Origin of the sequence: Protofrankia sp. Cas8, assembly GCF_963555845.1 — a bacterium.
Classification (GTDB): Bacteria; Actinomycetota; Actinomycetes; order Frankiales; family Frankiaceae; genus Protofrankia.
Window position 1 is genome coordinate 1 of sequence record NZ_CAUVXI010000175.1, and the last position, 11,888, is coordinate 11,888.

The 11,888-nt window shown below is 67.4% G+C and carries 13 protein-coding genes and 3 pseudogenes; 9 read left to right on the plus strand and 7 right to left on the minus strand.

Going from position 1 to position 11,888, the window contains the following annotated elements:
• The 7 genes and pseudogenes from U9977_RS20620 to U9977_RS20650 form a co-directional block, all read right to left on the minus strand.
• Positions 1–237 (minus strand): annotated as a pseudogene (locus U9977_RS20620) (ABC transporter permease); the annotation flags it as partial.
• A gap of 43 nt (positions 238–280) precedes the next feature.
• Complete coding sequence (locus U9977_RS20625; protein ID WP_322750933.1) at positions 281–844, minus strand: hypothetical protein; 564 nt, start codon at positions 842–844, stop codon at positions 281–283.
• A gap of 267 nt (positions 845–1,111) precedes the next feature.
• Positions 1,112–2,089, minus strand: a complete 978-nt coding sequence (locus U9977_RS20630) for an NAD-dependent epimerase/dehydratase family protein (RefSeq protein ID WP_322750934.1) — start codon at positions 2,087–2,089, stop codon at positions 1,112–1,114.
• Positions 2,090–2,102: 13 nt separating this feature from the next.
• Positions 2,103–3,572, minus strand: coding sequence for a helix-turn-helix transcriptional regulator (locus tag U9977_RS20635; RefSeq protein WP_322750935.1), 1,470 nt, complete (start codon positions 3,570–3,572; stop codon positions 2,103–2,105).
• Between the two features lie 208 nt (positions 3,573–3,780).
• Entirely contained in the window at positions 3,781–3,975 is a 195-nt protein-coding gene (locus U9977_RS20640) for a hypothetical protein (protein WP_322750936.1), read from the minus strand.
• A 101-nt stretch (positions 3,976–4,076) separates the two neighbouring features.
• Positions 4,077–4,814 (minus strand): NUDIX hydrolase, encoded by a 738-nt coding sequence (locus tag U9977_RS20645; RefSeq protein WP_322778764.1) that lies wholly within the window; start codon positions 4,812–4,814, stop codon positions 4,077–4,079.
• 16 nt (positions 4,815–4,830) lie between these two features.
• Complete coding sequence (locus U9977_RS20650; RefSeq protein WP_322750937.1) at positions 4,831–6,249, minus strand: nicotinate phosphoribosyltransferase; 1,419 nt, start codon at positions 6,247–6,249, stop codon at positions 4,831–4,833.
• A 174-nt stretch (positions 6,250–6,423) separates the two neighbouring features.
• On the opposite strand from U9977_RS20650, the gene clpS reads away from it, so the two are divergent.
• The 9 genes and pseudogenes from clpS to rph form a co-directional block, all read left to right on the plus strand.
• The gene (gene clpS / locus U9977_RS20655) at positions 6,424–6,714 is read left to right on the plus strand and encodes an ATP-dependent Clp protease adapter ClpS (RefSeq protein WP_322750938.1); all 291 of its coding nucleotides are present in this window, start codon (positions 6,424–6,426) and stop codon (positions 6,712–6,714) included.
• A gap of 62 nt (positions 6,715–6,776) precedes the next feature.
• Positions 6,777–7,313 carry a DUF2017 domain-containing protein gene (locus U9977_RS20660; RefSeq protein WP_322750939.1) on the plus strand — a complete coding sequence of 179 codons (537 nt, stop codon included), beginning with the start codon at positions 6,777–6,779 and terminating at the stop codon, positions 7,311–7,313.
• Between the two features lie 74 nt (positions 7,314–7,387).
• Positions 7,388–7,792, plus strand: a complete 405-nt coding sequence (locus tag U9977_RS20665) for a M67 family metallopeptidase (protein ID WP_322750940.1) — start codon at positions 7,388–7,390, stop codon at positions 7,790–7,792.
• A gap of 209 nt (positions 7,793–8,001) precedes the next feature.
• The gene (locus U9977_RS20670) at positions 8,002–8,391 is read left to right on the plus strand and encodes a MoaD/ThiS family protein (protein ID WP_322750941.1); all 390 of its coding nucleotides are present in this window, start codon (positions 8,002–8,004) and stop codon (positions 8,389–8,391) included.
• Between the two features lie 13 nt (positions 8,392–8,404).
• Positions 8,405–9,352, plus strand: a complete 948-nt coding sequence (locus tag U9977_RS20675) for a PLP-dependent cysteine synthase family protein (protein WP_322750942.1) — start codon at positions 8,405–8,407, stop codon at positions 9,350–9,352.
• A gap of 180 nt (positions 9,353–9,532) precedes the next feature.
• Positions 9,533–9,730: pseudogene (locus U9977_RS27155) on the plus strand (hypothetical protein); the annotation flags it as partial.
• 421 nt (positions 9,731–10,151) lie between these two features.
• Positions 10,152–10,316: pseudogene (locus U9977_RS20685) on the plus strand (glutamate racemase); the annotation flags it as partial.
• 68 nt (positions 10,317–10,384) lie between these two features.
• Complete coding sequence (locus tag U9977_RS20690) at positions 10,385–11,131, plus strand: MBL fold metallo-hydrolase (protein ID WP_322750943.1); 747 nt, start codon at positions 10,385–10,387, stop codon at positions 11,129–11,131.
• 156 nt (positions 11,132–11,287) lie between these two features.
• A partial coding sequence (rph, locus tag U9977_RS20695; RefSeq protein WP_322750944.1) for a ribonuclease PH occupies positions 11,288–11,888 on the plus strand: 601 nt, incomplete at its 3' end.

Sequence of the window (11,888 nt, forward strand, 5' to 3'; positions counted from 1 at the left end):
GAGCAACAGACCGATCACCGGTGAGATCACCGCGAGGCAGAGCAGCGCCGACACCCAGATCGACAGATCCCAGTCAACGACCATCTCGCGGAAGATGTAGGCGACCAGTGCCGCGATGCCACCTTGAGCGATGTTGAGGACACCGTTCGTCCGGTAGGTGATGAGCAGGCCGATGCCGGAAAGTGCGGCGATCGCGCCGATGGAGACTCCGGCGAATGCCAGGTCGATGCTTGTCACCGCCGGTCCTCCCGCCGCGGCCGCGGGGGCTGGCCCGCTGGCCTCACGCGGCGATCTTTGGTTCGCAGATGGTGCACGCCGTCAGGCCACGTGTCGCGATCTGCTCCGGGTCCACGGGCTGCGCCGGTTTCCCGACAATCATGTCGCAGGTGCGACGATGGTAGGTTCGTCCTGCGGGTACCGCGAACAGCCCCCCGTCGTCGTAGCTGTCCGCGCCCGTTCCGGCGGGGGCCGCGCCAGCAGGGGCCGTGCCCCTGACGGCACCGGCGGACGGGGCTTGTCCCGCGCCGGCTGCGGCGACGATAAGTCTGTGCAGGTCGTCGACCTGATGGTCGCTCCGGCGGTCGCCCTTCGAGGTGGCGTCGATCTGGTCGGCGACCAGCAGCGCGCAACCGAGCAGGACGAGGGCGAGCCCGCCGAGCCCGCCGGAGGCGAAGTAGGGTAGCTGACGTCCGGGATCGGTCTCTGCGGAGACACCCAGGTAGCAGCCGAACAGCAGCACTCCACCCGCGATCGCCACAACCCAGCCGCGCACCGTGCGTACCACGTCGACGACTACTCGAGACGTCGGCCGAGGGCGTTGTCCACCCGCAGGCTGTTTATCCACCCTGTGTCTCTCCCCCAGAATGCGCTGCGGTGCTGGCAACCAGCCGGTGGTCCGACACGCGTTGGCCCGGCGCGGCTGACCGGCCCCGATCAGCGTAGGTCAGATTAGTGCCCGACATGGACGCGTGCTGCGTTGACTTCGCCGAGGGCTTTCTCTGATCGATGCGCTCCTACCTGACGCGGTCAGGCGGGAGCGAGTATCGCAGCAGCACCCATGACACATCCGTCCATATCGCCGATGTCGCCTACATCATAGCTGCCCGCCGACTCAGCCGCCCTGACCGATCATCTGGACGGACGCCCGCGGGGCCGCGTGGTCCCATGCGTCGGCGACGATCCGGTCGATGGTCGAGCGGGTGGGGCGCCAGGTCAGCTCCGCCCGGATCCGGCGGCTGTCGGCGACCAGCATCGGCGGCTCGACCGCCGGTGGCCGGCGCACCCGCCGGACGGTGCGGCCGGTGACGCGTTCGACCGCCGCGAGAACGTCCGCGACGCTGACGCCGACGCCCGTGCCGACGTTGAAGATCTCGCTCTGGCCGGGCGCCACGGCGTCCAACGCCGCGAGGTAGGCATCGGCCATGTCGGCGACGTGCACGTACTCGCGGATCACCGCGCCGTCCCCGTTGACGCCGAAGACCTCGGACGCACCCGATGCCACTGCCAGTGCCGCCGGAATGATGCGGGTCCCGTCCCTGTCCGCGTGCACGCCCGCGGCGCCCGCGATGTTGAAGGATCGGAGCACGACCGCGCCGATGCGACCGGTCGCCGCCTGGTGGGTGAGGACCTGCTCGGCGGCAAGCTTGGAGGCACCGTAGGCGTTCGTCGGTGCCGGCGGTTGGGTCTCCGGGATGGGCTGGGTCTCCGGTGCGCCGTAGACCGCGCAGCTCGAACCCAGGACGACGATCGGCGCGATCCCGCTGACCTCGGTGCCGCGTTCGAGGAGACCCAGCAGGTTCACGGTGCCGGTCACGTTGACCGCGAAGTACCGCAGTGGGTCACGCAGGGACTCCCGCACCCGGGTCAGCGCGGCGAGGTGGCAGACCGCGTCGAACCCACGGTCGATGCCTGCCGCCGCGAGTTCGTCGATCTCCAACAGGTCGGCGCTGATGATCTCAGTGCCCGGCGCCAGTCGGGGAGGCGGCAGCTCGTTGTGGATGAGGGCGGTGACCTGATGGCCAGCCGCAGCGAGGGTGTCGGCGACAACCCCGCCCACAAAACCGGCCGCGCCGGTTACGAGAACACGCATGGCCCCGGCGCGTTCAGGACGTGGCCCGCATGTGCAACCCCGGAAGCAGCGTTCCGCGATGGCGCCACGCAAGTTCCAGACAGGCCGCCGCTGAGGGAGCGAGCGGCTCCTGCTCGATCAGCCGGCGGACAGCCGCCGGCGTGAACGGGATGCCGTCGCAGGCGCGCCGACCAGGGCCCGTGGTGACGACGGATCCCTCGGCGTTGATCGGCACCATCCCGCTGAACAGCGTGTCGAACACGTCAGCGTCCACGATCACGACAGTCAGGATCTCACCGAAGAGCGTCAGCGCATCAAGGCCTACGCCGAAACACCACACCCGGACACCGCCGGAGCGTCGGGCCCGCTCCAGTGAACGGAAGGGTTCACTGTTGTCGTAGTCGATCAGTGTGGAGCTGCTGCCATCGTGTTCGGCATTGCCGAGAAGCTCCTCGCTGAGCTCACGCATGATGTTGCGCCACAGATTGAAGTCCGTCCGATGGTGGGAGGCGGAGATCCCTGACGGCTGGAACACCCCGGCTGGTAGGACATGGTAAACACCACCGGCGGTGGCGACCGAGCCGGCACTGCGTCGGTGCAGGACGAAGCTGGCTCGGGTGGTGTCATGACGGATGGTCAGTGTGTTGATCGAGGGCAGCGCGACCCGCCGTCCCAGGTCGAACGGGTCTCCGATGCCGCGCCGGAAGGGCAGCGCCGGCCAGGACAGCCCGCCACCGAGCATGGCGGCGGCCGTCTCGTGCGCGACCGACTCGCAGACGTCGAGGGCGTCGAAGTAGGTGGTGTGTCCGAAGGACATCTGTGGACACCCGCCACCCTCGGGGCGGACGGCGTCCAGCAGCCGGAAGCTCAGGCGGTTCTCGAAGAGGGTGGGCCGGTCGAGGTCGCGCATGGCCCGCGTGTAGGTGCCGAACGTAGACCCGTCGGCGGTGAGCGGGCGTACGTGTTCGGTGTCGGTACCGGCGCCCGACACGGTCGGCGGACTCGCCGTATCCGACCATTCCAGTTCGATGTCGGCGATGTCGACCGGCGCGTCCCACATCCAGCCCGGCCGGGTCAGCAGGCCGTTACCGAGGCGGTAGGTCTCGGGATAGAGCTGGGCGGCGGCGCGGGCCAGGCTGATCCGGTGATGGTTGAGGTGGTCGCGTGTCAGTCGCCACGCGCGCTGGCTCGCCGCAACCCGGTCCGCCAGGGGGTTGGCGGCCGCGACGTCCCGGCGGCCCTCGGAAAGGGAGCCCGCGGCCAAGCCTACGTCCTCGGGTGACAGCGAGAGCCTGCGGGCGATGTGGCGAAGCGTGGAGATGTCGTGGATCGCGCGGCGACCGCTTTCGACCTTTGAGACATAGGACTGGTCGAAGCCGAGCCGTTCGGCGAGTTGCTGCTGGGTGAGTCCGTAGGTCTGCCGGTAGGAGCGGAGCAGCGGGCCCACGCCGGCGGGACGCGATGTCTGGTGTGGAGGCGTCCACAGCCATGGTTGACCAGTCACCCGCAGTCCTTTCGTCCTACTTTGGGGTTGCTGGAAGTTCAGTATAACTAGTTAGACATCTCCTAGCCCATGGCAACAAAATGGTTGCTTCTAGTTAAAGAGCGCCGCTGCTGTGTGTAAAGCTACTAACGCGTTCTGTTCATGAGGGTGCGAGGCGCATCCTTGTGCGGGCGCCCCTGTCGCCGGGCACTCTTATTACCGGGCGCTCTTAACGGTTCACGGCACCGTCAGCGAGATCGAGAAGAACGACAACGACGATCAGCAGGACGATCCAGCGCAGGAGACCCATCCGGCTCCAGAGATCTTTGGCGAGGCTTCGTCCGGCGCGACCGGCCAGCAGCAGGAGCGCGCACAGCGCTCCACCTACCACTACGATAAATATTCCGGCATTACTGGGATCCACGCGGACAACGATCTCATGCGGGCCGCCGCCGGCACCGGTTGGTGGTGAGGGCTGGTCGGTGGTGAGGCCTGGTCGGTGGTGAGGCCTGGTCGGTGTCGGGGTCACACCGTCCGGCGCAACAACGGGGGATGCAGCGCGGTCGCCGAGCCCCGCCGGTACAGCTCGGCAGGCCGTCCCCCACCACGCGGCGCAGCCCGGGCACCCACCGGCACCACGAACCCCGTTGTCGACAGCACCTTGCGGCGGAAGTTGGGAGGGTCCAGCGGAGCTCCCCAGGCGGCCTCGTAGACGCGACGCAGCTCCGCCAAGGTGAACGGTTCTTCGCAGAAGGCCGCGGCGAGCGGGGTGTACTCCAGCTTGCTGCGTGCCCGCTCCATGCCGTCGGCGACGATCGCCGGATGGTCGAAGGCGAGCGTCGGGCCGTCCGCCGACCCGAGATCCTCCACCGGCCACCACCGGACTCTCGGGCCGTCGCGATCAGTTCCCGGCGGGGGCGGCAGGTTCGGCAGCAGTGCGAGGTAGGCCACGCTGACGACCCTGGCCCGCGGATCGCGGTCCGGGCACCCATAGGTCCGCAGCTGTTCAAGATGACCCGAAGCGGCGACTCCGGTTTCTTCGGTGAGCTGGCGACGGGCCGAGGCGTCAAGGTCCTCGTCCACCCGGACGAGGCCACCGGGCAACGCCCAGTCGTCCTGGAACGGTGGGGAGCCGCGCTGCGTGACCAGTACGCAGAGCTGGCCGGCCCGCAATGTCAGCAGGACGACGTCCACACTCACCGCGATCGCCAGCCCGGGGAACATCTCCGCCGCGTCGTGCGGCGGTGTCTGCGGTCCGGTCATGCCTGCCGTCACGGCCTCAATGTTGCCCGGTGGGTGCCCCGACGGCGATGACCGGCAGACACGGTCCGCCGAAGGCGATTGACCGGGCGTCCACCGGCAGGCTCGCCAGCGTTGCCTCATGGTGTGCGCGAGCCGCGAGCAGCCCGTGCGCGTTGGTCCGCCCTGCGTCCAGGATCACTCCGCCGCGCACCAGCGGGACCAGGAGGCGGCGGTCCAGGCTGGTTTCGCGCAGGCCGGTCCCGTGCGCGCCGGGATCGGTCGGTTGGTCACCGGTCGGTTGGTCACCGGTTGGCGTGGGGGAGCCGGCAGCGTCGATCGTGATCACGTCCGCGACCGCAACCCCGTTGCGGTCGTGGCGGCGGCTCACCCGCTTGCGCCATCCTTTGGTGCTCTTGCCCACTGACATCTTGGCAACGCCCGTCCCGTCCACCTCGACGAGTTTGTAGACGAACCCGGCGGTGGGTGCCCCCGAACCGGTGACGAGCTTCGTGCCGATGCCGTAGCCGTCGACCGGAGCGTGCGCGAGCCGGGCGATGACATGCTCGTCCAGATCGCCGGTCGCGATGATACGGGTACTCTGCGCGCCGAACGAGTCCAACTGCGCCCGGGCGGCCCGGGCCGTGAGGCCGAGGTCACCGCTGTCGAGACGGATCGCGCCGAGCCCCGGGCCGGCCACCTCGAGCGCGGTCGCGATCGCTGCGGGAACGTCATAGGTGTCCACGAGCAGCGTCGTGTCGACGCCGAGTGCGGCGACCTGGGCTGCGAACGCCAGGCGTTCGGACGGATGGACGAGGGTGAACGCGTGCGCCGCCGTTCCCGTGGTCGGGATGTCCCACCGCCGGCCCGCTTCCAGGTTGGATGTGGAGGTGAACCCGACCAGGTAGGCGGCTCGGGCGGCGGCGACGGCAGCCTGCTCGTGGGCACGGCGTGAGCCCATGTCGACGCATGGCCGGCCTGCCGCCGCGGCGACCATCCGCGCACCCGCGCCGGCGATCGCACTGTCGTGGTTGAGCACGGACAGCACCAGGGTCTCCAGCAGGACGCACTCGGCGAAGCTGCCTTCCACGACCAACACCGGGGTGTTCGGCATGAACGGCTCGCCTTCGGCGAGGCCCTGGATATCCCCGCCGAAGCGGTACCCGGCCAGGTAGTCCGCGGTGGAATCGTCCACGATCCCACCGTCGCGCAGGAAGGTGAGTTCCTCGGGTCCGAAGCGGAACGACTCAAGCGCCGCCAGCAGGCGTCCGGTACCGGCGACCACACCGAACCGGCGGCCGGGCGGTAGGGCTCGGGTGAACACCTCGAAGACCACCCGGCGCGATGCCGCTCCGGACCATAACGCGGCCTGCAGCATCGTCAGCTCGTAGTGATCGGTCAGCAGGGCCGTCGATGCCAGCGCGGAAGAGCGCATGGACGGCGATGTAGGCGTGGTCATCCCGACCAGGGTAGAGCGCCCCCATTGCCGGGCGCTCTTACGGACCTTGGCCGATCGGTGTTCGCATTCCAGGTCGAACCGGTACAAATCTGGATCTCTGACGTCGGGCGGTGGGCGGCCCGGTGTGCGGCGGTCGGGGGGAAGGCGGATCGTCGACGCGTCACAATAGAGGTCGTGCCACTTGCCACTGTCGTGCCCGAAGACATCTCGGAGGTTGACGAGACCACCGAGGACGACCGACCCTGGGTCACGATCGTCTGGAACGATCCGGTGAACCTGATGTCGTATGTGACATATGTCTTTCAGAAGCTGTTCGGTTTCAGTCGGGACAAGGCCAAGGCCCTCATGCTCGACGTGCACCACAAGGGTCGGGCCACCGTGTCCGCCGGCACCCGGGAGGAGATGGAGCGCGACGCCACCCGTCTGCACGCATACGGCCTGTGGGCCACGATCGCGCAGGACTAGAAGGACTATTCTGCGCCGGCAGCGGGTTTCGATCGATCAATTGTGATCTTGGGCGGGAGAGCGTGTCCAACGGCTTCAGTCGTACCAGAGACGGGATCCAGGTAGCCCTCGGTCCACTTGAGGCGACGCTCCTGATCGAGCTGATCGGCCAGATCGACGCGCTGCTGGAGCCGCCACCGGTGGACGACCCACTGGAGGCGATCGTCGGGCTGCGTGCCGTGGCGCCGCCGCCGCCGGATGACCCGGCCGTGGCGCGGCTCCTGCCGGACGCCTATCCCGACGATCCCGATGCCGGCGCCGACTACCGTAGGCGAACGTCGGACGACCTGCGCGCGGGCAAGCGCGCGGCCGCGCGCAGGGTGCTGGCCACCGTTCCCGCGACCGGCGGGCAGACCGTGCTCGATGACGACCAGGTCCAGGACTGGCTGGTCACCCTCAATGATCTGCGACTGGTGTTCGGTACCCGGCTCAACCTGTCCGACGATGCCTCCGCCGAGGCTCTCTACGCGATCGAGGGTGACGATCCTCGCAGACCTGTGGTCGAGTTGTACCTCTTCCTCGGTGACATGCAGGACCAGCTCGTGCACGTATTGCTGTGACGCCGGCGGGTCTTGCGCATCATGTCAGCCTGATGGCATCCCGTCGCCGATGCCACTCGTCATACGGTGGGTCCGTGCTGCGTATCGAACGAGCGGTCTATGAGGCCATCGTGGCCCATGCCCGACGAGACCATCCCGACGAGGCCTGCGGGATCGTCGCGGGACCAGCCGGCTCGGACCGTCCGGAGCGCTTCGTGGCCATGGAGAATGCGGAGCGGTCACCCACGTTCTACCGGTTCGACTCCGCGGAGCAGCTCACGGTCTGGCGTGAGATGGACGACCGGGACGAGGAGCCGGTAGTGATCTATCACTCACATACCGCCACCGAGGCGTACCCCTCCCGGACGGATATCTCGCTGGCTTCGCAACCGGGTGCCCATTACGTCCTCGCGTCCACCCGCGACTCCGAGCGGACCGAGTTCCGGTCGTTTCGCATCGTCGACGAAGTCGTCACCGAGGAGCCCGTGGAAATCCTCTGAGGCGTTCACGACGTTGTGCTGGGTGGCTGACTGTGTCCCCCCCCGCGTCGATTCTCCGGGCGACCGCCGAACCGGCATGGTCAGCGGTCGCAGTGGGATGGGACACGTCGTCCCGGCAGAGGTGATGATAAGGCGTTTGGTCGCGTCCGGCGGTGACGAGCGAGACAGTGCAACACCGTGCAACACCGTGCAACACCGAGAGGAGCACCATGGCAGTCCAGGTCCGCGTTCCGACGATCCTGCGCAGCTACACGGGTGGGTCCAAGGTCGTCGAGGGCGTCGGTGACACCCTCGACGCGCTGTTCATCGACATCGACAGCCGTTTTCCGGGTCTGCGGGGCCGGCTCATCTCCGGGGACGGCGGCGGTGAGCTCCATCGCTTCGTGAACATCTATGTCAACGATGAGGACGTCCGCTTCCTCGGTGGTCTTGATGCAAAGATCGCTGATGGTGACAATATAACCATATTGCCCGCCGTCGCCGGTGGCTCCGCCACGATACCGGCGACTTTGGGCGGGATCACCATATTGCCCGCCGTCGCCGGTGGCTCCGCCACGATACCGGCGGCCGCAGTCCCCCGAGCACTAGCAGGCAGGTAGGTCAGAAGAGCTGATGCGTTTCGACTCTCTGGTGGACTCGGTAGGCCACACCCCCCTGGTGGGCCTGCCGAGGCTCTCACCGTCACCGGATGTCCGGCTGTGGGCCAAGCTGGAACAGGACAACCCGACCGGTTCCATCAAGGATCGCGCGGCCTTGTGGATGATCGCTGATGGCGAGAAGCGCGGCATTCTCACCGCCGGCGCGACCGTCCTTGAACCGACCTCAGGTAACACAGGTATCTCGCTGGCCATGGTCTGCCGCCAGCGTGGCTATCGGCTGATCTGTGTGATGCCCGAGAACACCTCGGTCGAGCGGCGTCAGCTGCTCGGCATGTGGGGTGCCGAGATCGTCTACTCGCCTGCGGCCGGCGGCTCGAATGAGGCGGTGGCCGTAGCCAAGCGGATGGCCGCCGAACATCCTGACTGGGTGATGCTCTACCAGTACGGTAACCCGGCAAACGCGCAGGCGCATTATGAGACGACCGGGCCGGAACTCCTCGAGGATCTCCCTTCCATCACCCACTTTGTCGCGGGCCTCGGCACCACCGGGACGCTGATGGGCACCGGACGCTTCCTCCGCGAACGGGTACCGGATATTCGAGTCATCGCCGCGGAGCCCAGATATGGGGAGATCGTCTACGGGCTTCGCAATATTGACGAAGGATTCATTCCCGAGCTTTACGACGGGAGTGTACTCACCACCCGTATCTCCGTGGGTCCGAAGGAGTCACTGCGTCGGACGCGGGAGCTGGTTGAGACAGAAGGGATCTTCGCCGGGATCTCGACCGGATGCATCCTGCATGCGGCATTGATCGAGGCCGAGAAGTGCGTGCGGGCCGGTCAGCGTGCCGACATTGCCCTCATCGTCTGTGACGGCGGCTGGAAGTACCTGTCCACCGGTGCCTACGCGGGCACGCTGGAGGAAGCTGAGGCGGCGTTGGAGGGTCAGCTCTGGGCCTGATCGGAAGCCGTGGGGGTCTGCCTGGCCATCGACCCGGTGTGGTAATGGTCACGATTTCCTGTCCCGTGCCTGGGAAGTGGTTGGGATGCCTACGTGGGCCGGGGTGTCCAAAATTCGACACGGGTATCGTGACCACTGCCACAGGGTGAGAACCCGATTTCGGGCTTAGTCTGATCGCTCATGAGCGGCGCGCCCATCGGGGTATTCGACAGCGCAGGCGACGGCCACACCGTCATGCAGGCGATCCTCGATCAGCTCCTATCCGACTCCACCGGTCGTCCCGTCGGTGCCACGAGGCGTGGTCCCGGCCGACCGCGACCGCTGGCCGGGCCGCAGTGGTCGGCCGGTGGCTCCGTGGTCGAAACCAGGCGGTACGCCGGTGCGGAACCGTGCGACATCCGGCCGACCGAGGCGGTCTTTCTCGCGGCTGTGGCGGCCACCGGCGGCGCTCGTGCGCACGCCTCTTCGACCCGGGCAGCTGCCCGGCGCGTGGCCGTGACCCGCCGTGCCTTCATGGACCAGGCAGAGCGTGGTGAGACAGAGCGTGGTGAGACAAAGCGTGGTGAGACAAAGCGTGGTGAGACGAACAGCCGACAGCCGCCGGTACCGACCAGGACGTAGAGCGACCGGCAATAGGGATGCGGCGTTGCGGGGCCGGGGCACGCACCTCGCTGTGTTGTCGTCGGTCGCCACCCACCACCAGGGTGGCTCCATCCACCACCAGGGTGGCTCCATCCACCACCTCGCGATGCACGCACCCCGGCCCCGCTCCTTGATCCACGCCCCTATTGCCGGGCGCTCTTATCTGGCGCCATTTCAGGAAGTCGATGTGGACACAATAATCCCAGGTCGCACCCGTTATCCTTTGTTGACCGGCGTCATCGGCTTTTTTATGGGAGAGGGCGTCACATTGACGAGCAGCAGGAAAGAGATCGCGCAGGATGACTACCCGGAGTCGGCCCGGCTCCGTATAGGTGCACGGCCACGGACCGTTGTGGCGGGATTCGTGCCGGCGGGAGCGGGGGTGGCCCGATGAAGCTCACCGTGCTGGGTTGTTCGGGTACCTATCCGGGACCCCGGTCGGCGTGTTCCTCCTATCTGATCGAGTCCGACGGCTTTCGCCTGGTGGTGGACGCCGGGAATGGGTCGATGGGCGAACTACAGCGGCACTGCGACCTGCGGGACGTTGATGCGGTACTCCTGTCGCATCTGCACGGCGACCACTGTCTCGATCTTGTGGTGAGTGCCTACGCCCGGCGGTACCATCCCGAGGGGATGCCCCCGAAGCTTCCGGTCTACGGGCCGATCAACACTCAGGAACGTCTCTGCGCGGCGTTTGAGCGTTGGCCCGATGATTCCCTGGCTGACATCTACGACTTTCAGACGATCAGTCCTGGACGCCTGAACGTGGGTCCCTTCCGGATCGATCTGGAAAGGGTGGCGCATCCGGTCGAGGCGTTCGGCATGCGGTTGACCGCCGACGGGCGGTCGCTGACCTACTCGGGTGATACCAGCGCCTGTGACCAGCTGCTACAGCTGGCCCGGGAAGCTGATCTGTTCCTGTGCGAAGCGGCCTACATGGATGTCCCGGACAACCCGCCGGGCATTCACCTGTCGGGGCGTGAGGCCGGTGAGCACGCCGCCAAGGCAGATGTCGGACGTCTCGTGCTCACCCACCTCGTGCCGTGGGGCGACACGCAGCGCAGTCACGAGGAAGCGGCCGGCGCCTTCGACGGCTCGCTGGCTCTCGCCGAGACCGGAGCGGTCTACGAGCTCTAGGTCCCGTCCGGTGGATATTGGTCGATGCGTGAGTCTTCGGGTGCTGGTGGCGGGTTGTGGCCGCTCGGCGGTCACAGCCCGGGTCAGCCAGCGCAAGGATGCCTGCGCGCGACGGCCGTGCGGTCCCCTTGCCGCCTGCCGGTAGGGTCGATCGTCGTGAAGCGTTCCGACGGCAGGACATTCGACGAACTTCGGCCAGTAGTGATCACTCGTGGTTGGCAGGACCATCCAGAGGGCTCCGCATTGATCGAGTTCGGGCGGACGCGGGTGTTGTGCGCCGCCTCGGTCACCGAGGGCGTACCGCGTTGGCGCAAGGGCAGCGGCCTGGGCTGGGTGACCGCGGAATACGCGATGTTGCCGCGGGCGACGAATACCCGCAATGATCGCGAAGCGGTGCGGGGTCGCATCGGTGGCCGCACCCATGAGATCTCTCGACTGATCGGCCGCAGCCTGCGCGTCAGCATCGACCTCAAGCTGCTCGGAGAGAACACGATCGCGATCGACTGCGACGTTCTGGTGGCCGACGGCGGCACCCGCACCGCGTCCATCACCGGCGCCTACCTGGCTTTGTCGGACGCGTGCGCATGGTTGGGCCGTCCGGATGCGATGATCCGCAGCGTGGCGGCGGTGAGCGTCGGCGTGGTGGCCGGTGAGCCGATGCTGGACCTCGCCTACGATGAGGATGCCGGCGCTGACACCGACATGAACGTGGTCTGCACCGGCGACGGTGGCTTCGTCGAGGTCCAGGGAACGGCGG